The sequence below is a fragment of the Amycolatopsis sp. NPDC104863 genome (assembly GCF_055582965.1).
This window is the reverse complement of sequence record NZ_JBVJOW010000004.1, coordinates 971,065-993,043: the sequence shown is the minus strand read 5'-3', so window position 1 is coordinate 993,043 and position 21,979 is coordinate 971,065. Positions and strand designations below refer to the sequence as shown.

The following is a 21,979-nucleotide window of genomic DNA, read 5'->3' as shown; positions in this document are numbered from 1 at the left end:
GACCGCCGAGCGGCAACTCGGCGGCCCAGGAGGAAGAAGCACCCACTCGCCCGAGGGCGAGCTCTCATCGGATCACTCCTTCACGGAAGGACCTTAGTTCATGCTGCCCGCAAGCACCCCGCCTCCGCTGGTCGAACGCGTGACGAACTGGTCGCTGCGCCACCGCGCCGCGGCGATCTTCGGCTGGCTGGCGCTGGTCGCGTTCGCCTGGGCCGCCGGGACTTTCCTCCCCGGCGCCGACGCCCGCTCGAGCCCCGCCGGTGACGCCGGGACCGGCCAGGCCGTCCTCGACCGCCAGGACACCCGCGAACCGTTCTGGGAGAACGTCCTCGTCCCGCGCGACGCCACCGCCGTCGTCACCGACCTGGTGACGACCTTGACCACGTCCGGCGCGGTCGCGGACGTCCGCTCCCCGCTCGAGGACCCGGCCCAGGTCTCCGCCGACGGCCGGTCCGGCCTCGTCACGTTCCGGATCCTCGGCGCCGGCACGGAAATCCGCGCGAACCTCACGAAGGCGACCGCGGCCGTCGCGACCGTCGCCGCCCGGCACCCGGACGCCCGGCTCGCGCAGGCCGGCGACCTCAGCGTGGCCGGCGCGGTCGACCAGAGCATCAAGGAGGACATCAAGCGGTCGGAGACGCGGTCGCTGCCGATCACCCTGCTGATCCTGGTGGTCGTGTTCGGCTCGCTGGTCGCGGCGGCGGTTCCGGTGCTGCTCGCGGGCACGACGGTGTTCGCCACCTTCGGCTTCCTGTCCGCTGTGGACAACTGGATTCCGGTCAACAGCGCCACTTCCGCGATGACGCTGCTGATCGGCATGGCGGTCGGCGTCGACTATTCGCTGTTCTTCCTGCGCCGCGTCCGCGAGGAACGCGCGCACGGCGTCGACGAGTCGATCCGGATCGCCGCGCGGACGTCCGGGCACGTGGTCGTCGTGTCCGGGCTGACGGTCGTGCTCTGCGTGACCGGCTTGCTGTTCACCGGGCTGGACAACCTCCGTGGCCTGACCGTGAGCACGATCCTCGTGGTCGCTCCGGCTGTCCTGGCCGCGGTGACGGTTCTGCCCGCGACGCTTTCCGTGCTGGGCCGCCGGATCGACCGCGGCCGGATCCCGTGGCTCGGCGACCGCGGCCCGCGCTCGCGGTTCTGGGCGGCGGTGGCCGGGGTCGTCACCCGGCGGCCCGCGCTCTGGAGCGGGCTCGCCACCGCCGTGCTGGTGCTGCTCACCCTGCCCGCGCTGGGGATCCGGCTGCAGGACCCCGCGCCGACCGAAAGCCTGCCGCGCGGCATTCCGGTGATCGACGCGGCCGCGCGGATCCAGGAAGCGTTTCCCGGCGTGACGATGCCCGCACACGTCGTCCTCTGGCGCGAAGACGACGGCCCGGTCGACACCCCCGCGGTCCGCCGGGCGATCGGGGAGCTCACCGCCGGGACCCCGAACCCGGTTGTGGTCGTCCCGGTCGGCCAGGCGCTGGTCGTCCGGGTCCCGCTCGGCGGCGCCGGGAACGACGGCGCCGCCGGCCGGACGCTCACGGCGTTGCGGGAAACCCAGCTGCCCCAAACGATCGGGCGGATCGATGGCGTCCATTTCGCGGTGGCGGGCCGGACCGCCGAGGCGGAAGACTTCACCACGCAGGTGCTCGACCGGGCGCCGTCCGTCTTCGGATTCATCCTGGTGCTCGCGTTCGTGCTGCTGCTCGTGGTGTTCCGGTCGGTCGTGGTGCCGGTGGTGTCGATCCTGCTCAACCTGCTCTCGGTCGGCGCGGCCTACGGCGTGCTCACGCTCGTGTTCCAGGACGGCTTTCTCGCGCCACTACTGGGTTTCACGCCCTACGGCGGGGTGCTCGGCTGGCTGCCGATGTTCCTGTTCGTGCTGTTGTTCGGGCTGAGCACGGACTACCACGTGTTCATCCTCAGCCGGATCCGCGAACGGCGGCGGGCGGGCGGCTCGGCGCGCGAGGCGATCGTCGAAGGCACGGCGCGCAGCTCCGGCGTCGTGACGAGCGCCGCGCTGATCATGACCGGGGTGTTCAGCATCTTCCTGAGCCTCGCCGCGATCGAGTACAAGATGCTCGGCCTCGGCATGGCGTTCGCGATCCTGCTCGACGCCACCCTCGTCCGCGGCGTGCTGCTCCCGGCGGCGCTGGCCCTGGCCGGGGAGCGGCTCTGGCGGCGTGACGTTGTAGCAGACCTTAAAGATCAGTCCAGGACTTTTCACTTGTCCTGACGGATCACCCCGGGCACCGTGGAATCCGTGAGCAAAGCGTCCGTGCGCATCGCCGTCCTGGCCCTGTTGTGGGGTTCCGGCTTCCTGTGGATCAAGCTGGCCCTGACCGGGCTGAGTCCCGTCCACCTGACGCTGGTGCGCTGCGCGCTCGGCGCGCTCACCTTGCTGGCCATGGCCTTCGCCACCGGCCAGCGGCTGCCGCGCGACCGCCAGACCTGGGGCCGGCTGGTCGTCGCGGCCTTCTTCTGCAACGCGCTGCCCTTCGCGCTGTTCGGCATCGGGGAACGGACGGTCGACTCCGGAGTCGCGGGGGTCATGAACGCGACGACCCCGTTGTGGTCACTGCTGATCGGCGTCCTGCTCGGCACGGAACGCCGTCTCACGCCCACCCGGCTGCTGGGCCTCGCGCTCGGCTTCGCGGGCGTGCTGGTGATCTTCGCGCCGTGGCAGCAGTCCGGCCTGCTCAGCGGCGGCGCGCTCGCGTTGCTGGGCGCCGGGCTCAGCTATGCGATCGCGTTCGCTTACATGGCAAGGAAACTGCCGCCCGGCGGGGCTCCGCTCGCGCTCTCGGCCGCGCAGCTGACGACGGCCACCGCGCTGACGGCCGTCGCCCTGCCCGTCGCCTCCACCGCGCCGCACCTGACGCTGACGGCGGTGGTCGCGGTGACCATCCTCGGGGTCTTCGGCACCGGGATCACCTTCTATCTCAACTACCGGATCCTCACCGACGAAGGCCCGACCGCCGCCGCGACGGTCGGCTACCTGCTCCCCGTCGTGTCCGTCGGGCTCGGCGCGCTCGTCCTGGGCGAACCGCTGACCCCGCGGGTCGTCGGTGGCATGGTGATCGTGCTGGCCGCCGTCGGCCTGACGCGGTGGCGGGCTCAGGCGAAGGCGCCGACGAGCTCGCCGGGCGCGGTGGCGGCGCCGAAGTAGTCACCCGTCGCCAGGTCCGCGCCGGCCTCGCGCCACCGGTCCGCCTGTTCCCCGGTGTGGACGCCGTCGACGACCAGGGTCGCGCCGGCCTTGCGAGCCAGCGGGACGAGCGCGCCGAGGAACGTCTTCGCCGGCCACTCGGCGAGCCGCCGGTCGACGCGCACGATGTCGACCGGCAGGTCCTCGACCGCCCGCAGGTCGCCGGGCCCGAGCCCGAAGTCGTCGAGCATCACGCGGACCCCGAGGCCGGCCAGCGCGGTGACGTTCTCGACGACCCCGGGCACCGGCAGCGCGCCGACCGGGACGCCGAGCAGCAGCTGCCCCGGCGGCAGGCCGCTGTCCTTCAGCAGCCGCGTCACGCGGGTGCCGAGCGCGTCGTCGGACACCTGGTGCCCGGTGAGGCCCGCGACCACCGGGAAGCCCACGTGCCGGCGCCACCACTCGCCGTGCCGGGCCGCGGTGCGCAACAGCCATTCCCCCAGCGGCAGCACGAACCCGGTCGCCTCGGCGAGCTCGGCACAACGTTCGTGCGCCAGCGCCGGCTCGCCCGGCCGCTCCCAGTGCAGGCGGGCTTCGACCCCGGCGAACCCGCCGTCCGCCAGCCGCGCCACCGGCCGGTAGCGGACGCCGATCTCGCCGTTCTCCCACGCCCCGGCCATCCCGACGGCGAGGGCCTGCGCCCGGCGGTCCGCGGCGTCGGCGGCCGGGTCGAACATCTTCCACTGCCCGCGCCGTTTCGCCTTGGCCCGGCGCAGGGTCTGGTCGGCCGCGCGCAGCAGCTCCGTCGGGTCGATGCCCTTCGCCGGCCGGTGCACGACCCCCGCGCTGGCCGACAGCGCGAGCCCGTGCCCGCCGACGAAGAACGGCTCGGCCAGCTCGTTGTTGATCGCGCGCACGATGGCGTCGATGTCCGGCGTGGTCGCGGTGTTCTCGACGAGGATGCCGAACTCGTCACTGTGGAACCGCGCGATCATCGCCTTTTCGCGCGCCATGACGACCTTCAGGCGCTGGGCGAAGTGCACCAGCAGCTGCTCGCCGACGCGGCGGCCGAGGCTGTTGCTGATCATGCCGAACGCGTCGAGGTCGACGTGGAACAGCGTGACGCCGTACACCGGGTCGGCCCGCCGCAGCGCCGCCTCCAGGTGGGTGCCGAAGTACTGGCGGTTCGGCAGCCCGGTCAGCACGTCGTGCAGCGCCTGGCGGCTCAGCTCGCCCTGCAGCAGCATCAGCTCGGTGCCGTCCTCGACCACCACGACGAAGTGCCCCGGCCGGTCGTCGGCGTCGCGCAGCAGGGACGCCGTGAGCGAGATGCGCGCGACGTCGCCGTCCCGGCGCAACAGCCGTTGTGACTGCCGGACGCGGTCCCGGCCGCCGTCGAGCAGCGCCGCCATCGCCTCGCGCAGGACCTCGACGGAGTCCGGGTGGACGACGTCGTAGAGCACCGACCCGGTCAGCTCGCCGGCCGGGTGCCCGAGCATCTCGGCCAGCGCCGCGTTGGCCCGCGCGATCCGGCCGTCGAGGGAGACCAGCGCGATGCCGCTCGCCGACGACGTCACGACTTCGTCGAAGCGCGCTTCGCTCTCCTTGAGGTTCCACTGGGCGTCCCGCACCGCTTTGAGCAGCGCGAGGTGCATGATCTCCTGCTGCTCGAGGACACCGCGCTCGTGCGCGAGCAGGAACCCGCACGAGAGCGCGCCCAGGGCGAGCACGATCCGCTCGGTGGCGCGGTCGGCCCCCTGGAGCTCGGGCAGCGCGGGCAACCCCTTGCCGAGCACGTCGAGCGTGCACCGAAGCCCGGGCTCGCCGACGTAACCGAGCGCCACGAGCCGTTCGCCGACACGGACGGCGGCTGTGGTGTCCGCGCCCGCGCGCAGGCTTTCGCACAGCGTGTCGAGCAGGCCGCGAAGCTCCCGGTCGAGCTCCTCGCGGCTCAGGGAGACGACGGTGACGCCGCTCAACAGGTAGGCCCACTTCCGGGCGAGCACGGTCCGCCCGCGTCCCGGGTCGGGACCCGCGGGCCGCTGCGGCAGGTGCTCGGTGTTCGGCATTCCGGCTGCCCGTTCAGTTCTTGCGGCCGATTCCGGCGTAAACCAGCATGTTCATCGCGGCCGCGTCGGAGATGTCCGCCGGCCCGGCCGGCCGCCATTCACCACAGCCGACCAATCCGGGTTCGACGATTTCGAAACCGGTGAACAGCTCGGAAACCTGGGCGTGCGTCCGCAGGGTCACTTGATCGGGACTCCGGCTCTCTTTGATCACTTCGGTCGCTTCTCCGAGATTGTCGCCCTGGTGGTCGCCGGTGACGTGAGTGATCGCGAGAAAACTCCCCGGCGCCAGCACCGAACTGTAGCGCGCGACGAGGTCGAGCGGATCGGATTCGTCCGGGACCCAGTGCAGCATCAACAGCATAAGCAGACCGACGGGTTTTTCGAAGTCGAGCAGAGTGCGCACCGAATGCGCATCGAAAATCTTTTCCGGGTCGCGCATATCGGCCTGCACAACCGCTGCACGATCGTTGCCGGCCAGCATGAGCTCACTGTGCGCGACCGCCACCGGGTCGCGGTCGACGTACACCACCCGGCAGTCCGGGCGCCGCGCCTGCGCGACCTCGTGCACGTTCGCCACGGTGGGGATGCCGCTGCCGAGGTCGAGGAACTGCCGGATGCCCTGGTCGGTCAGGAACCGCACGGCCCGGCCGAGAAACGCGCGGTTCACGCGCGCCGCGTCGCGCAGGCCGGGCATCGCGTGCTCGATCTGCTCGCCCACCGCGCGGTCGACGGCGAAGTTGTGCCCGCCGCCGAGCATGTAGTCGTAAGTGCGGGCGATGCTCGGCACCGAGATGTCGACACCCGGGGGAACCCATTCCGGAGATCGGGTCACGAAGAACACCTTCTCAGTCGGTCGGACCGGAAAGAGCTTAGCGATTCCGGACGGTTCGTCCACTGCGCCATATGCGTGAGCGCACACCACCCGATCGGGCACTGTCTCCTACGACCGGACAGGCCTACCGTAAGCCGTCTCCTTCGGAATATCCACACAATGGCGTAAACGAGGAGTCCGTATGACCGTCCCGGTCGCTCCGGGCCGGTGGCCTTTTCTCGGGCACACTCCGGCACTGCTACGGCGACGCTCCGCCTTCACCGATTCCCTGCACGAACACGGCGAACTCGTGAAGATCTACCTCGGCCCGTCGCCGACCTACTTCGTGACGAGCCCGAGGCTGGCCACCGAAGTGCTGGTCACGGCGGGGCCGAAGTTCCGCAAGGGCGCCATGTTCGACAAGTTCCGGCCGTTCGTCGGCAACGGCCTGGTGCTTTCGAACGGCGACTTCCACCGGCAGCAGCGCCGGCTGATGCAACCGGCGTTCCACCGCGACCGCCTGGCCGGCTACGCCGAAACCATGCGGCGCGCGGCGGCCGAGCTGAGCGACTCGTGGCGCCCCGGCGAAGTACGGCAGATCGACGAGGACCTGCAAGGACTCGCGGTGACGATCGTCGGCGAAGCGCTCTTCTCGACGGAGCTCGGGAAAGAGGCCATCGCCGAGGCCCGGCGGTCCATTTATCTGATCATCCAGCAGGGAATGATTCGCGCGTTGTCGCCGAAGTTCGTCGAAAAGCTGCCGATTCCCGGGAACCGGCGGTTCGACGTGGCGATCTCGCGGATGCAGGCGATCGTGCTCGAGGTGATCCGCGACTGGCGCACCGAAGGCGCCGACCACGGCGACCTGCTCTCGACGCTCCTGCTGGCCGGCATGACCGACGAGCAGGCGCGGGACGAGGTCCTCACCCTGCTCACCGCCGGGATCGAGACGACCGCGCTCGCGCTCTCCTGGATGTTCCACGAGCTCGGGCAGCACCCCGAGGTGGAAACCCGCGTGCACGCGGAAGTCGACGAGGTGCTCGGCGGCCGCCCGCTCGTGGTCGAGGACCTCCACCGGCTGACCTACGTCCGGCAGGTCGTCGACGAGGTGCTGCGCCGGTACCCGCTCTGGATGCTGATGCGCCGCACGCTCACCGACGTCGAACTCGGCGGGGTGCGGCTGCCGGAGGGCAGCGAGGTGATCGTCAGCCCGCACGCGCTGCACCACGACCCCGCGTCGTTCCCCGCCCCGGACCGGTTCGACCCCGGCCGCTGGGCGGCGGAGGACGAGGCGCGGCTGCCCAAGGGCGCGTTCATCCCGTTCGGCGCCGGCAACCGCCAGTGCATCGGGAACCGCTTCGCCCAGAACGAAATCGTGATCACGGTGGCCACCGTGGCCGCGCGCTGGCGGCTCGTCCCGGTGCCGGGGCGGCCGGTGCGCGTGAAGTTCACCTCGGCCGCCTACCCCGACCGGCTGCCGATGACGGTGGTCCCCCGCTAGCTGGAGGTCGTTCTCCTTGCGTTTTTGTGCTGCCGTGATGCTCGCGCTGACGGCGTTGCTCGTCCCCGTTCCGGCCCAGGCCGCCGCGACGACGTGTGAAGACCTGAACGTCCCGGTCACCGTCGCGTTGCTCCCACAGACGATGCACGGCCGCCTGTGCACCCCGCCCGGCGCGTCGACCGTGGTGGTCCTGATTCCCGGCGGCACGTACAACGCGTCCTATTGGGACATCGCGTACACCCCGCAGACCCGGTCGTTCCGCCTCGCGGCGAACCAGGCCGGCATCGCGACGCTCGCGCTCGACCGCCTGGGCACCGGCCAGAGCTCGAAGCCGTTGAGCGCGCTGCTGAGCGCGTCGGTCCAGGCGACCGCGGCGCACCAGGTGATCCAGGCCGTGCGGCCGCGGTTCGCGAAGGTGGTCGTCGGCGGCCATTCGATCGGGTCGGCCATGGCGATGATCGAGGCCGGCACCTACCGCGACGTCGACGGGGTGCTCGTCACCGGGATGACCCACCGGATGAACCTGATCACGGTGATTCCCGTGCTGGCCAACATGATTCCGGCGCCGCTCGACCCGGTGCTCGGCAGCCGAGGCCTCGACGCGGGCTACCTGACGACCGGCCCGGGCACGCGCTACCAAGCTTTCCACACGCCGGGCCCGGACGACGCGGGCGCGATCGCCTACGACGAGTCCACAAAGGACGTCTTCGCGGCGACCGAGGCGGTGGACAGCCTGACGCTCACGACGGTGGTCACCCCGGCGTCCCGGCGGATCACCGCGCCCACCCTGCTGGTGGTGGGCAACGACCCGCACTTCTGCGGCGAGCTCGGCAGCGACTGCTCGTCCCCGGAAGCCCTGCGCGCGTCGGAAGCCCCGTTCTTCGGCGGATCCTTGCAGACCTACATCCTCGACGGGTACGGCCACGCGATCAACTACGCCCCGAACGCGCCGGCGTACTTCACGGTGGTGATCAACTGGCTGAAAACGCTGTCGTAACAACCAGGCCGACCCCCGCGACCCTCAGCTGACACCGTCGGCGACGAGGGGACGCTCGACATGACCGACTACGCCCACCAACACCACTTCCTGGACGAATGCGTCCGCGGCGCACACCGCGACGAGTCGTTGACGGCGCTCCGGCGGTACTTCGACCAGCATTCCCCGGCGCGGTACACGGGCCGCTGGTTCGAGCGGTTCGCCGGCGGCGGCGACCGGCCCGACGTCGCCAACACGGTGACCGAGGCCGACGTCCTGGCCCTGAACTTCCTCAGCATCACCAGCCTCGCCGACGTCGCGATCGACGCGACGATCACCTACGCCCACCAGATCCGGGACCTGCTGGAGGAGATCCCGGTGGACCTCCCGATGCACTCGGTCGCCTGGTCGACGTACGAACCGGGCTCACCGGCGCACCGCCTGTGGGAGCTGTTCCGCCGCTGCGGCGGCAACCACCGCCCGGTGACGGCGGCCAAGCTGATGGCCCGCAAGCGCCCCCGCCTGATCCCGGTCTACGACAGCCGGGTCAAGGCGGTCCTGAAGGCACCGTCGAGCCCGTGGAACTGCCTGTGGAGCTGGTTCCACACGGACCCGACCCGCGCCTCGGCGGTGGCGGACCTGCGGTCGGAGGCGGGCGGGATAGCGGACATCAGCCTGCTGCGCTGCCTGGACGTGATCCTCTGGATGCGCTCCGGCACCCACCGCTGACCCGCAGCGACGTGGCAAAATCGGCCGGGTGAAGATCGGGATGCTGGGGCCCTTCGAAGTGCGCGCGGACGACGGCGAGGTCGCCGACGTGCCCGGGGCGCGGTTGCGGGGGCTGGTGGTCGCTCTTGCGCTCGATCCCGGGCACGTCGTCCCGAAGGCGCGGCTCGTCGACTGGATCTGGGGTGAGAACCCGCCCGCCGAGACGGCGAACGCCCTGCAGCGCCTGGTTTCCCGGCTCCGGAAGGTCCTGCCGGAAGGCGCGGTCGAAGGCCACCCGAACGGCTACCGGCTCACCGTGGACCCCGACGCCGTCGACGCCGTGCGGTTCGAACGGCTCGTCGCGCAGGCCCGCACCGACGAGAACCCGCGGCTGCTGCGTGAGGCCCTCGCGCTGTGGCGGGGTGCCGCCATGCAGGACGTCGGCCTGCAGGACAGCGACGCCTTCGACGCCGCCGTCACGCGGCTCGACGGGCTGCGCCTGGCCGCGCTTGAAGACCGCTTCGACGCCGAACCCGGTGGGGCGGAGCTGGTCACCGAGCTGACCGACCTCGTCGCCGAGCACCCGATGCGGGAACGGCTCGTCGGGGCGCTCATGCGGGCGCTCGCCGCCGCCGGGCGGGAGAACGAGGCGCTGCTCCTCTACCAGCGCACGCGGGAAGCCCTGGCCGACGCGCTGGGCGTCGACCCCTCACCCGAGCTGTCCGCGCTGCACGTCGAGCTGCTCCAGGGCGGGCCGAAACGGCGGCCGGAGACCCGGAAGACCAACCTGCGCGCCGAGCTGAGCAGCTACATCGGCAAGGACGACGACGTCGCGGCGGTCGGCGGGCTCGTCGGCGCGCACCGGCTCACCACCCTCATCGGGCCGGGCGGCTCGGGGAAGACCCGGCTGGCCACCGAAACCGCGCGCACGCTGCTCGGCGACGCGCCGGACGGCGTCTGGCTGGTCGAGCTCGCGGGCATCGGCGCGGACGGCGACGTCGCCCAGGCGACCCTCGACGGGCTCGGCCTCCGGGACGCGCTGCTCGGCGACGCGCCGTCCGCGGACCCGGCCGACCGGCTCGTCGCCGCGCTCCGCGAGCGGGACACCGTGCTGGTCCTGGACAACTGCGAGCACGTCATCGAGGCCGCCGCGGCGCTCGCGCACCGGCTGCTCGGGGAGTGCCGCCGCCTGCGGATCCTGGCGACGAGCCGCGAGCCGCTCGGCATCACCGGGGAGGCGCTGTGGCCGGTCGTGCCGCTGGCCCTGCCCGGCCGGCTCGCCGGTCCCGGCGAGATCGACGCCTCGCCGGCCGTGCGCCTGCTGCGGGAACGGGCGGGCGCGGTGCGCAAGGACCTCGCCGGGGACGCCGAGACGCTGTCGACCATGGCGCGCGTCTGCCGGGCGCTCGACGGGATGCCGCTGGCGATCGAGCTGGCCGCGGCCCGGCTGCGCACGATGTCCCTCGACCAGCTCGCCCACCGGCTCGACGACCGGTTCCGCCTGCTCACCGGCGGCAGCCGCACCGCGCTGCCGCACCACAAGACGCTGCGCGCCGTCATCGACTGGAGCTGGGAGCTGCTCTCCGACACCGAGCGCACGGTCCTGCGCCGGCTTTCGGTGTTCTCGAGCGGCGCGAGCCTCGACGCGGCCGAGCGGGTCTGCGCGGGTGCTCCCGTCGAGCCGGAGGACGTGCTCGACCTGCTCACCGCGCTGACCGAGAAGTCGCTGGTGGTCGCCGAGGGCGACAGCGTGCTGCGCTACCGGATGCTCGGCACGATCAAGGAGTACGCCGCCGACCGCCTCGCGGAAGCGGGGGAAACGGACTCGGCCCGGCACGCGCACCTCGCGTTCTTCACCGAGCTCGCCGACACAGCCGACCCGCAGCTGCGCCGCGCCGACCAGCTCAAGTGGCTGGGCACGCTCAAAGCCGAGCACGACAACATCAGCGCCGCGATGCGCGGCGCCCTCGCCGACGGCGACGCGCAGGCGTCGATGCGGCTCGCGGCCGGCGCCGGCTGGTACTGGTGGCTCGTCGGCCACAAGGCCGAAGGCATGGAGCTGGTCACCGCAGCCGTCGCCACCCCCGGCGAGGTCGACGACGACATCCGGGCCTGGGTCTACGCGCTGCTCGTGACGTTCGCCAGCTCCGGCATGGGCGACGAGCACCAGGCGGCCGAGTGGATCCACAAGACCTACGAGCTCAGCCGGCGGAGTGCGTCCCCCAACCCGATGCTGGGCCTGGTCGTCCCGCTCGAACGGATGCTGCGGGAGCCGGGCTCGGCCGTCGCCGCGTGGGAAACCTCGCTGGACAGCGAAGATCCCTGGGTGCGCGCGATGGTCCGGCTCCAGCTCGGCAAGCTGCGGATCGCGCTGGGTGAAGACGGGGACGCCGCAGACGCGTGCCTCGAGCAAGCGCTCACCGAGTTCCGCGCCCTCGGTGAACGGTTCGGGATCTCGTTCGCCCTGACCGAGCTGGCCGACCGCATCGCCACCCGCGGCGAGTTCGCCCGGGCCTGCGCGTACTACGACGAGGCGATCGCGGTGGTCGCCGAGGTCGGCGCGGTCGACGACGTCATCCGGATGCGGTCGCGCCAAGCCCAGCTGTACTGGCTGCTGGACGACGAACCGGCGAGCGCGGCCGCCATCGCCGAGGCCGGCCGCTGCGCCGAAGAGGTCACCTGGCCGGACTCGCTGGCCATGCTGGCCCTCGCAAAGGCCGAGCTCGCGCGCTGGCACGGCGACGTCAAGGAAGCGTACGAACAGCTCGACGTCGCGACCACCGTCTGGGGCGCGGAAGCCGAGCAGCCGACGATCCGGGCCAAGACGCACGAACTGCTGGGGTACCTCGCCGACGACCTCGAGCGGGCGCGGGAGTTCCACGCGACGGCGTGGCGGGCCGCGGCCGCGGTGGGGCACGCGCCCACGATCGCCGAGGTGCTCGTCGGGGTCGCGGACCTGGCCCTGCGCCGGGACGAGCACGCCCAGGCCGCCCGGCTGCTCGCGGCGAGCACCGCCGTGCGCGGGCTGCCGGACCGGGCGAACCCGGACCGCGCCCGCGTCGAAGAAGCCGTGCGGAGCCGCCTCGGCGACGAGGGGTACGCCGAGGCGGCTCGGGAGGGGACAGCGGCGGACGGGAGCGAGCTGGCCGCCGTCACGCTCGCTTCTTGAACGTCGAGCGCGCCCACAGGTACCCGGCGACGGCGATCCCCGCGCACCAGGCGAGGGCGATGGCCGCGGTGCCGGCCGACGGCGTGCCGTTCAGCAGGCCGCGCAGCGTCTCGATGATCGGCGTGAACGGCTGGTACTCGGCGAACTGCCGGATCCCGGGGCCCATCTTGTCCGCCGGCGCGATGGCGCTGCTGAAGAACGGCAGCATGACCAGCGGCACCGACGCCAGGCCGGCCGTCTCCGGCGACTTCGCGGCCAGGCCGAGCGCGACCGTCAGCCAGCCGACGGCGAGCCCGAGCGCCACGACGACCCCGAGCACCCCGAGCCAGTCGAGGAAACCCGCCGCCGGGCTGAACCCCAGCGCGAAGGCCACCCCGATGATCGCCGCGATGGCGACCAGGTTGGTCAGCAGACCGGCGATGACGTGCCCGGTCAGTACCGCGCCGCGGGAGACGTCCATGACCTTGAACCGGTTGATGATGCCCTTGGTCATGTCGGAGTTCACGGCCGTCGCGGTGGCGCCGAGGCCGTAGCAGACGGCCAGCAGCATCAGGCCCGGTGTCGCGTAGTCGACGTAATCGACTCCGACGTCGAAGGCGTCACCGAGCATGTAGACGAACATCAGCATGACGACGACCGGCATCAGCACCGCGTTGAACACCGACGTCGGGTTCCGGGCGATGTGCTTGAAGTTGCGGCGCAGCATGACGATCGAGTGCGACTGGGTGCTCATTTCGCGGTCACTTCCGTGTCGTGGCCCGTGAGGGCGAGGAAAACGTCGTCGAGGTCGGGGGTGTGGACGGAGAACTCTTCGGCGCCGAGGCCGTACTCGTCGAGCCGGTCGAGGAGGGACCGCAGCGACTTCGTCCCGCTGTCGCTGGGCACCCGCAGGGCGAGCGCCTCGTCGTCGCGCGTGGAGTCGGGGAAGATCCGCGCGGCGGCGTCGAGCTCGGTGCCGGTGGTGAAGCGGAGCCGGACGTGCGTGCCGGGGATCAGCCGCTTCAGGTCGTCGGGCGTGCCCTGGGCGACCAGGCGGCCGCGGTCGAGCACCGCGATCCGGTCGGCGAGCTGGTCGGCCTCCTCGAGGTACTGGGTGGTGAGGAAGATCGTCACGCCGTCGGCCACGAGCTCGCGGACGATCGACCACATCGTGCGGCGGCTGCGCGGGTCCAGCCCGGTCGTCGGCTCGTCCAGGAAGACGATCCGCGGGTCGCCGACCAGCGTCATCGCCAGGTCCAGCTTCCGGCGCATGCCGCCGGAGTAGGTCGAGACCGGCTTCTTCGCCGCCTCCACCAGGTCGAACCGCTCCAGCAGCTCGCCGACGACCCGCTTGCCGCCACGCTGCAGGTCGACCATCAGCTGGAGGTTCTCCCGCCCGGTCAGCAGCTCGTCGACGGCCGCGAACTGACCGGTGACCCCGATCGCCGCGCGCACCGCCTTGGCCTCCGCCGTGATGTCGTGGCCGGCGACCCGCGCTGTCCCGCCGTCGGCCTTCGCCAGCGTGGTCAGCACGTTCACCGTGGTCGTCTTGCCCGCGCCGTTGGGGCCGAGCAGGGAAAAGATGGAGCCGGTACGCACGTCCAGGTCGATGCCGTCGAGCACGACCTTGTCGCCGTAGGCCTTGCGCAGTCCCGAGACCGCGATCGCTGAATCACTCATGCCGCCACTTTCGGCACCCGGCCTGACGCCGTCCTGACACGGCGCCGCCCCTCGCCGTGTCAGGGCCGTGTCAGGACCGTCCGCGAAGGTCGGTCGCAGCACCCACCACGAGAGGAAATCCGATGACCCAGACGGTTCCCGTCCCGAACGGCCTCCCGATGGAGCGCGACGTGAGCCCCTTCGACCCGGGCAGCCGGATCGCGCGGCTGCGGGACGCCCGCCCGGTCAGCCCGATGCTCTTCCCGGACGGGCACGAAGGCTGGCTCGTCACCGGCTACGACGCCGTCCGCCGGCTGCTGGCCGACTCGCGGTTCAGCTCGCGCCAGGACATCGGCGTCCTCCACATGCCGTACGAGACGCCCGGCATGCCCGTCGCCACCGAGCCGTCCCCGCAGATCCCGGGCATGTTCATCACCATGGACCCGCCGGAGCACTCCCGGCTGCGCAAGCGCCTCACCGGTGCGTTCACCGTCAAGCGCATGAAGCAGCTCGAAGACCACATCACCGAGGTCGTCGAGGGGCAGCTGGACGCGCTCGCGAAGCTGACCCCGCCGATCGACCTGGTCAAGGAGTTCGCGCTGCCGGTGCCTTCGCTGGTGATCTGCGAACTGCTCGGCGTCCCCTACGCGGACCGGGAGACGTTCCAGGTCAACTCGGCGAAGTTCCTCGAAAAGGACGTGACGCTCGAAGAGAAGATGGGCGCATACGGCGCGCTGACGACGTTCCTGGCCGAGCTGGTCACGGGCAAGCGCGCCGAGCCGGGTGAGGACATCCTCTCCGACCTGGCCCGCCACGACGACCTCACGATCGAGGAGCTGACCGGCGCGGCGTTCCTGCTGCTGCTCGCCGGCCACGAAACCACCGCGAACATGCTGGCACTGGGCACTTTTGCGCTCCTGGAGCACCCGGCCCAGCTGGCCGAGCTGCGCGAGAACACCGAGCTCATGCCCGACGCCGTCGAGGAGCTGCTGCGGTACCTGTCCATCGGCGACATCTTCTTCCGTTACGCCACCGAGGACATCGAGCTCGGCGGTGAGACGATCCCCGCGGGCTCGACGGTGATCGTCTCGCTGCTGGCCGCCAACCACGACCCGAAGCGGTTCGAAAACCCGGACACGCTGGACATCCACCGCAAGGCCCGCGGCCACCTGTCCTTCGGCCACGGTGTCCACCAGTGCCTCGGTCAGCAGCTGGCCCGCATCGAGATGCGCGCCGGTTTTGAGGCCCTGCTGCGCCGTTTCCCGACGCTGGCGCTGGCCGTCCCGGCGGAGGAGGTGCAGCTCAAGACGGACATGAACATCTACGGGGTGCACGCCCTGCCGGTCACCTGGAGCTGACCGGGCTCAAGCCGCGCGGTCCGCGGCCGACGTCGTCCGGACGACGTCGGCCAGCGCGCTCAGCACCGCGGCCTTCTGCTGCCGGAAGTAGAAGTGGTCACCGGGGAAGCAGCGCACGCCGATCTCGCCGGTCACGTGGTGCTGCCACGCGCGCAGCACATCCACGCCGAGGGTGTCGTCACTGCCGCCGAACACGGTCAGCGGCACGGACAACGGGGCTTCGGGACGCCATTCGTAGGTTTCCAGGATCGCGTAGTCCGCCCGGACGTACTGCGCGACCCGGGACCTGCGCGCCGGGTCCGTCAGCACCTCGCCGGGCAGGCCGCCGTGGCGCCGCGCGACTTCGTCGAGCAGCTCGTCGTCGGGCAGGTCGCGGATCGGCGGCTCGGCACGCGGCAGCGAGGGCGCCGGGAAGCTGGACACCACCAGGTGATCCGGCAACCGGTGCCCGAGGCGGCGCAGCTCCCGCGCGACCTCGTACGCCACCAGCGCGCCCAGGCTGTGGCCGAACATCGAATACGGCGCGCCGACCGGGAGGACCTCGACGAGCTCGGCGACGAGGTCGGCCATCCGCGTCAGCACGGGTTCGTCGAGCCGGGAACCACGGCCGGGCAGCTGGACGGCACTGAGCTCGGCGTCGGGCAGCTGCCGCGACCACCGGGCGTACTCCGCGCCCGCCCCGCCGCCGTGCGGGAAGCAGAACAGCCGGGGCCGGCCGGGCCGCGCCGGGCCTTGGATGAGCCAGCCGCCGGTCGCGCGCGCGTCCACCATCGTCGGCCCTTCCGTGTAAGGCTTCTCCCCTGACGCCAGCATGATCGCCGCGCCACCGCCCGGACACTCCCGGCTTGCGCTCCCGGGCCGAAACCGCTCGTGACAAGACGTGGTCACCCGCGCACGCACGGCACAGTCGGAACCCAAGACTCGCATCGTGGGGTGTCCGGAGGTCCGGTGTTTCGACGAACCGCAGTTCTCGCCGTCGGCGCGGTGGTGCTGATGGCCCTGTCCGGCACGCCGGCGGCGGCCACGCCGTCGCGCTCCAGCGACGCAGAGGCGTTGCAAGCAGCGCTGGACGCGGTGCGGGACGCCGGAGTTCCCGGTCTCCTCGCGGAAGTGCGTGACGGCAAGAAGGTCTGGCGCGGGGCCAGCGGGGTCGCCGACGTAGCCACCGGCGCGCCGATGCGTCCCGGGCTGGCGTTCCGCGCCGGCAGCATCGGCAAGACGTTCGTGGCGACCACGCTCCTGCAGCTCGTCGGCGAGCACCGGGTGCGCCTCGACGACCCCGTAGGCCGGTACCTGGGCGACCTGCTGCCGCCGGACCTTTCCACGCGGGTGACCGTCCGGATGGTGCTGCAGCAGACCACCGGCATCAACGACTACCAGACCACGCTCATCCGGTCGGACGACGACATCGCGCGCTACCAGACCGAGACCGTCTCCCCGGAACACCTGGTCGCGCTCGGCCTGGCCCTCCCCCGGACCGGCGCGCCCGGCGCCGCGTACTTCTACTCCAACACCAACTACATCCTCGCCGGGCTGATCATCGAGAAGATCACCCACCGGCCGGTCGAGCAGGAGGTGGCCCGGCGCATCACGACGCCGTTGCGGCTGTCGCACACTTCTTTCCCCGGTACCAACCCGTACCTCGTCGGCCCGCACACCAAGGGTTATGTGCCCTGGAGTGACGGCACCCTGCGGGACTTCAGCGTCTACAACATGTCGTGGGCCTGGACCGCCGGGAGCCTGACGTCGACGACCGCGGACCTCGACCGCTTCTACACCGCGCTGCTCACCGGCCGCGTGCTGCGCCCCGACCTGCTCACCGAGATGCTGACCGTGGTGCCGAACGACCCGAAGGACCCCGGCGGCGCCGGGTACGGCCTGGGCATCGGCCGCACGCTCATGCCGTGCGGCCCGACCTGGGGCCACGGCAGCGCCGTCTTCGGCTACGGCGCGGGCTCGATCCGCCGGGTGGACGGCAGCCGGCAGGTCAGCTTCGCCTACAACCTCACGCGGTACCCGGCCGGCGGCCCGATCGACGTCGCGCTCACCCGGTTCCTGCTGCTCGCCCTCTGCGGCACCCCGAACTGACGCCGAGACCGCACGCGACGAGACGTGCGCACGCCTGCGGCTGGCGGATTGTTGGGCCGCATCCAGGTGAGTCGGAGCCGGGGATCCCCCGGGGCGACGCGCCCACGAACATCGGGAGTGATCTGCGTGACCCAGTACTCGATCGACGCGCGCGGGGACGCGCGCCCGGCGCTGACGAGCCTGCGTCTCTTCGGCGCCCTGCTCGTCTTCATCACCCACGCCGCTTACCTGGCGCCGTTCGCGAACGCCCAGCTCGCGCACGACTTCACGTTCATCGGCATCAACGGCGGCCACTTCGGTGTGTCGCTCTTCTTCGTGCTCAGCGGTTTTGTCCTCACCTGGTCGACCGGGGCCGGCTACCGGCTGCGGGACTTCTGGCGCCGCCGGTTCCTGCGGATCATCCCGAACCACCTGGTGACGTTCCTGCCGGCGCTCGGCGTGACACTCCTGCTCGGCGCGACGATCGGCCTCGGCCCGCTCCTGGTGAACTACCTGTTCCTGCAGCAGGCCTGGGTCACCGACGTCACGTTCGGCGCGCCGTCGCCCAACCCGGTGACGTGGACGCTGGGTGTCGAGATGCTCTTCTACCTGCTGTTCCCGCTGGCCTTCAAGCTGGTGCGGCGGATCCGCACCGACCGCGTGTGGCAGTGGTGGTTCGCCACCGGGCTGCTCGTCCTGCTGACCACGGTCGTCGTCGGCGCGATTCTGCCCAGCGGCCCGCCCAGCCCGCTCTTCCCGTCGGGCACCTGGGCGCAGCACAAGGCGCTCCTGTTCTTCCCGATCACGCGGCTGCCCGACTTCTTCATCGGCATGCTCACCGCGCGGCTGGTGCAGGAGAAGCGGTTCCCGAAGATCAAGGTCGGCTGGGCGGCGGCCATCGCCATCGGCGTCTACGCCTTCACGACGGCGTTCCTGCCCGCCTACTACGGCTTCTCGGGCATGTTCGCCTTCCCGGCGGCCCTTCTGGTCGGCTCGGCCGCGACCCGCGACCGCAGCCGCCCGGGCTTCCTGGAGAGCAAGCCCGCGCTCTGGCTCGGTGAGACCACGTACTCCTTCTACCTGGTCCACCTGCCGCTGCTCTCGCTCGGGCTGTTCATCGCCGCGAAGGTGCTGCCGGGCGGCGGGAAGATGGGCGTGCTCCCCGGGATCCTCTTCATGCTGGTCATGATGGGTGTCGCGCTGGTCGTGGCCCGGCTGCTGTACATCTCGGTCGAGCGGCCGGCGATGCGGCGCTGGGGCCGTTCGCGCCGCGCGGCCCGCCCGCAGCCGATCACCGGTGGCGGCGAGGACACCAAGCCGGACACCGGCACCGGCACCGCCGAGCCGGGCCGCGCCGCGGCCTGACCGGGGCTGCCCGCAACCGAAGAGACGCCTGCCGGGGTGCCCGGGCGGCACCCTGGCAGGCGAGCACCGAGCCACCACGACCCACTCTCCACCCGGAGGTTCCGTCATCATGGGCAACAACGACTCCCTCAGCGCCGCTGAGCTCGACGAGCTGGACCGTCGCCACCTCGTGCGGTCCATGCAGCGGGGGTACATCAAGGATCGCGTGATCATCACCCGTGGCCGGGGCTCCACGGTGTGGGACGCCGAGGGCAACGAATACCTCGACGCCGCCGGCGGTGGCGTCTGGCACTCGCCGATCGGTCACGGCCGCCCGGAGCTCGCCGAAATCGCCGCCGAGCAGATCAAGCGGATCGAGTTCTTCACCAGCCTGCTCGAGTTCTCCAACGACAAGGCGATCCAGCTCGCCACCCGCATCGCCGGTCTCGCCCCCGAGGGCCTGGACCGCGTCTTCTTCACCAACGGCGGCTCGGAAGCGGTCGAGACGGCGATCAAGGCCGCCCGGCTGTTCCACTTCCGCCGTGGCGAGCCCGACCGCACCTGGATCCTCTCCCGCCACTACTCCTTCCACGGCGCCACCTACGGCAGTGGCACGGCCACCGGCCTCCCGCAGATGCAGCACGGTGTCGGGCCGAACCTGCCCAACTTCGAGAAGCTGACCCCGCCGTACCCGTACCGGGCCGAGATGTACGGCGGCGCCGAGACGACCGACTTCTGCGTCGCGGAGCTGGAAGAGACCATCGAGCGGATCGGCGCGGGCAACATCGCCGCCATGATCGGCGAGCCGGTGATGGCGGGCGGCGGTGTCGTCGCGCCGCCGGAGGACTACTGGCCGCGGATCCAGGAAGTCCTGGACCGGCACGGGATCCTGCTCGTCGCCGACGAGGTCGTCACCGCGTTCGGCCGGCTCGGCTCCTGGTTCGACGCCCCGAACCGCGGCATGCGCCCGCACATGATCACCCTGGCGAAGGGCATCGCGGGCGGGTACGCCGCGCTCGGCGCGACCGTGATGACCGACGCGATCGCCGACACGATCATCGGTGAGGAAGGCTTCTTCCACGGCTACACCTTCCAGGGCCACCCGGTCGCCTGCGCCCTCGGGCTCGAGACGATCGAGATCATCGAGCGTGAGGGCCTGCTGGGCCGCGCCCGCGAGATCGAGACCGAGCTGCGCGAGGGCCTGGCCGGGCTCAAGGACCTGCCCACGGTCGGCGACGTCCGCGTCGAGGGCACCCTCGCCGCGATCGAGCTCGTGTCGGACCGCGACCACAAGATCCCGGTCGAGTGGCACGTCGGCGACGCCGTCGCGTTCGAGATCCGCGCGCGCCACAACGTGATCGCCCGTCCGTACGCCCACAACCTGGTCCTCGCCCCGCCGCTGGTGACCACCACCGAAGAGATCGCGCGGGCCTGCCAGGCGGTGGCCGAAGTGGTCGGGCGGCTCAGCCCGGCCGGCGACATCGCCCCGTGACCGGCGTGTCCCCCGAAACTCGGAAGGAAGTTCAGATGTACGACTACATCGTGGTCGGAGCCGGCTCGGCGGGGACCGTCGTCGCCACCCGCCTCAGCGAAGACCCCGACAAGCGGGTGCTGCTGCTGGAAGCCGGCGGCCAGGACACGCTGGACACGATCCACATCCCGGCCCTGTTCGGCGACCTGTTCCGCACCAGCGTGGACTGGGACTACGACTCGCACTTCGAGCCGGGCCTCGACCGGCGCCGGATCTTCATCCCCCGGGGCAAGGTCCTGGGCGGCACGAGCTCGATCAACGCCATGCTCTACATCCGGGCCAACCCGCTGGACTACAACAGCTGGAACCAGCCCGGGTGGAGCTACGACGAGCTGCTGCCGCTGTTCCGCCGCGCGGAGGACAACGAGCGTGGCGAGTCCCGCTACCACGGTGTCGGCGGGCCGCTGCGGGTCTCGGAAGGCCGTTCGAACAACATCACCATGACGGCGCTCATCGAGGCTGCCCTCGAGGCGGGCCACCCGGCGAACGACGACTTCAACGGCGAGACGCAGGACGGCTTCGGCCGGTTCCAGCTCACCCAGCGCGACGGCCGCCGGTGGAGCGTCGCGGACGCCTACCTGAAGCCCGCGCTCGACCGGCCCAACCTGACGGTGGTCACGAACTTCCACGCGCTGCGCCTGGTCCTCGACGGCACGCGCGTCACGGGCGTGACCGGCACGCGGTTCGGCGAGGAGCTGACCTTCTCCGCCGAGGCCGAGGTCATCGTCTCCGGTGGCGCCTACAACACCCCGACCCTGCTGATGTACTCGGGGATCGGGCCCGCCGGGGTGCTGGAGGGCGCGGGCGTCGACGTCGCCGTCGACCACCCGGAGGTCGGCCGCAACCTGCAGGACCACCTGTTCGTCCCGCTGATCTACGCCCACGACGAGCCGGTGAGCACGATCGCGGCCGGCGAAGCCGAGATGGCCGAGTTCTTCGAGCACGGCACCGGGCCGTTCACCTCGAACGGGCCGGAGGGCGGCGGCTTCATCCGCACCAAGCCGGGCCTGCCCGCGCCGGACGTCTCGTTCTACTGCGGGCCGATGATGTTCCCGGACAGCGGGCTTTCGGTGCCGACCGAGCACGCGGTCACCTTCGGCCCGGTCATGCTGACCCCGGAAAGCCGCGGGCAGGTGTCGATCATCGGGGCGGACCCGACGACGAAGCCGAAGATCGAGCACAACTACCTGACCACGGAGGACGACCGCGTAGTGGCCGTCGAGGGTGTCCGGGCGGCGATGGAGATCGCGAGCCAGCCGGCCCTGAGCCGCTACACCACCCGCCCGTACCAGGTTCCGGCTTCGGACAAGGCGGACGACGTCCTCGCCTTCATCCGCAGCATCGCCCACCCGATCTGGCACGCGGGCGGCAGCGCGGCGATGGGCAAGGTCGTCGACGCCGAGCTGAAGGTGCAGGGCCTGGAAGGCCTGCGGATCGCCGACACGTCGGTGATGCCCACGATCGGCCGCGGCGCGACGAACGCGTCCGCGATCGTCATCGGCGAACGTGCCGCCGACCTGGTCGCCGGCACCCGGACCGCCCGCAAGGCGGCCTGACGACGCGGGGGGGGGGGGGGGGGGGGGGGGGGGGGGGGGGGGGGGGGGGGGGAGGGGGGGGCGGGGTGGTTTTGGTGTGTCTTTCTTCCTTCTGTCTCCTGCTCCTTCGGTT

General features: G+C 71.5%; 16 protein-coding genes. 11 read left to right on the top strand and 5 right to left on the bottom strand.

Going from position 1 to position 21,979, the window contains the following annotated elements; translation table 11 throughout:
• The first annotated feature begins 100 nt into the window (after positions 1-100).
• Positions 101-2,227, top strand: a complete 2,127-nt coding sequence (locus tag ACZ63J_RS26365; RefSeq protein ID WP_465406709.1) for an MMPL family transporter — start codon at positions 101-103, stop codon at positions 2,225-2,227.
• Positions 2,228-2,254: 27 nt separating this feature from the next.
• Positions 2,255-3,160 (top strand): DMT family transporter, encoded by a 906-nt coding sequence (locus tag ACZ63J_RS26360; RefSeq protein WP_465406711.1) that lies wholly within the window; start codon positions 2,255-2,257, stop codon positions 3,158-3,160.
• On the opposite strand, the gene ACZ63J_RS26355 is transcribed toward ACZ63J_RS26360, so the two are convergent.
• Both ACZ63J_RS26355 and ACZ63J_RS26350 read right to left on the bottom strand, forming a co-directional pair.
• On the bottom strand, positions 3,109-5,208 hold the full coding sequence (locus ACZ63J_RS26355; RefSeq protein ID WP_465406713.1) for a putative bifunctional diguanylate cyclase/phosphodiesterase: 2,100 nt from the start codon (positions 5,206-5,208) through the stop codon (positions 3,109-3,111). The two genes, ACZ63J_RS26360 and ACZ63J_RS26355, sit on opposite strands and share 52 nt — an antisense overlap.
• Before the next feature lie 13 nt (positions 5,209-5,221).
• Positions 5,222-6,040, bottom strand: a complete 819-nt coding sequence (locus ACZ63J_RS26350) for an SAM-dependent methyltransferase (RefSeq protein ID WP_465406715.1) — start codon at positions 6,038-6,040, stop codon at positions 5,222-5,224.
• 181 nt (positions 6,041-6,221) lie between these two features.
• Between ACZ63J_RS26350 and ACZ63J_RS26345 the strand changes: the two genes are divergently transcribed.
• Genes ACZ63J_RS26345 through ACZ63J_RS26330 form a run of 4 tightly spaced genes read left to right on the top strand, consistent with a single transcriptional unit; the run spans position 6,222 to position 12,373 of the window.
• Positions 6,222-7,520: a cytochrome P450 gene (locus ACZ63J_RS26345; protein WP_465406717.1), complete on the top strand. Its 1,299-nt coding sequence runs from the start codon at positions 6,222-6,224 to the stop codon at positions 7,518-7,520.
• 37 nt (positions 7,521-7,557) lie between these two features.
• The gene (locus tag ACZ63J_RS26340) at positions 7,558-8,517 is read left to right on the top strand and encodes an alpha/beta hydrolase (RefSeq protein ID WP_465406719.1); all 960 of its coding nucleotides are present in this window, start codon (positions 7,558-7,560) and stop codon (positions 8,515-8,517) included.
• Positions 8,518-8,577: 60 nt separating this feature from the next.
• A complete protein-coding gene (locus ACZ63J_RS26335) occupies positions 8,578-9,225 on the top strand; it encodes a DUF6308 family protein (RefSeq protein WP_465406721.1) in 648 nt (215 codons plus the stop codon).
• A 28-nt stretch (positions 9,226-9,253) separates the two neighbouring features.
• The gene (locus tag ACZ63J_RS26330) at positions 9,254-12,373 is read left to right on the top strand and encodes an AfsR/SARP family transcriptional regulator (protein WP_465406723.1); all 3,120 of its coding nucleotides are present in this window, start codon (positions 9,254-9,256) and stop codon (positions 12,371-12,373) included.
• On the opposite strand, the gene ACZ63J_RS26325 is transcribed toward ACZ63J_RS26330, so the two are convergent.
• Positions 12,357-13,106 carry an ABC transporter permease gene (locus ACZ63J_RS26325; protein ID WP_465406724.1) on the bottom strand — a complete coding sequence of 250 codons (750 nt, stop codon included), beginning with the start codon at positions 13,104-13,106 and terminating at the stop codon, positions 12,357-12,359. The two genes, ACZ63J_RS26330 and ACZ63J_RS26325, sit on opposite strands and share 17 nt — an antisense overlap.
• The gene (locus ACZ63J_RS26320; protein WP_465406726.1) at positions 13,103-14,032 is read right to left on the bottom strand and encodes an ATP-binding cassette domain-containing protein; all 930 of its coding nucleotides are present in this window, start codon (positions 14,030-14,032) and stop codon (positions 13,103-13,105) included. Before ACZ63J_RS26320 ends, ACZ63J_RS26325 begins: the two co-directional genes overlap by 4 nt.
• A gap of 122 nt (positions 14,033-14,154) precedes the next feature.
• On the opposite strand from ACZ63J_RS26320, the gene ACZ63J_RS26315 reads away from it, so the two are divergent.
• Positions 14,155-15,369, top strand: a complete 1,215-nt coding sequence (locus ACZ63J_RS26315) for a cytochrome P450 (RefSeq protein ID WP_465406727.1) — start codon at positions 14,155-14,157, stop codon at positions 15,367-15,369.
• 6 nt (positions 15,370-15,375) lie between these two features.
• On the opposite strand, the gene ACZ63J_RS26310 is transcribed toward ACZ63J_RS26315, so the two are convergent.
• Positions 15,376-16,140, bottom strand: a complete 765-nt coding sequence (locus tag ACZ63J_RS26310) for a thioesterase II family protein (protein WP_465406729.1) — start codon at positions 16,138-16,140, stop codon at positions 15,376-15,378.
• Positions 16,141-16,317: 177 nt separating this feature from the next.
• Between ACZ63J_RS26310 and ACZ63J_RS26305 the strand changes: the two genes are divergently transcribed.
• From ACZ63J_RS26305 to ACZ63J_RS26290, 4 genes are all read left to right on the top strand, one after another.
• Positions 16,318-17,457 carry a serine hydrolase domain-containing protein gene (locus ACZ63J_RS26305; protein WP_465406730.1) on the top strand — a complete coding sequence of 380 codons (1,140 nt, stop codon included), beginning with the start codon at positions 16,318-16,320 and terminating at the stop codon, positions 17,455-17,457.
• A 126-nt stretch (positions 17,458-17,583) separates the two neighbouring features.
• Positions 17,584-18,801: an acyltransferase family protein gene (locus ACZ63J_RS26300; RefSeq protein WP_465406732.1), complete on the top strand. Its 1,218-nt coding sequence runs from the start codon at positions 17,584-17,586 to the stop codon at positions 18,799-18,801.
• A 109-nt stretch (positions 18,802-18,910) separates the two neighbouring features.
• Positions 18,911-20,272, top strand: coding sequence for an aminotransferase family protein (locus ACZ63J_RS26295; protein WP_465406734.1), 1,362 nt, complete (start codon positions 18,911-18,913; stop codon positions 20,270-20,272).
• Positions 20,273-20,307: 35 nt separating this feature from the next.
• A complete protein-coding gene (locus ACZ63J_RS26290; protein ID WP_465406735.1) occupies positions 20,308-21,867 on the top strand; it encodes a GMC family oxidoreductase in 1,560 nt (519 codons plus the stop codon).
• Positions 21,868-21,979: the final 112 nt, after the last annotated feature.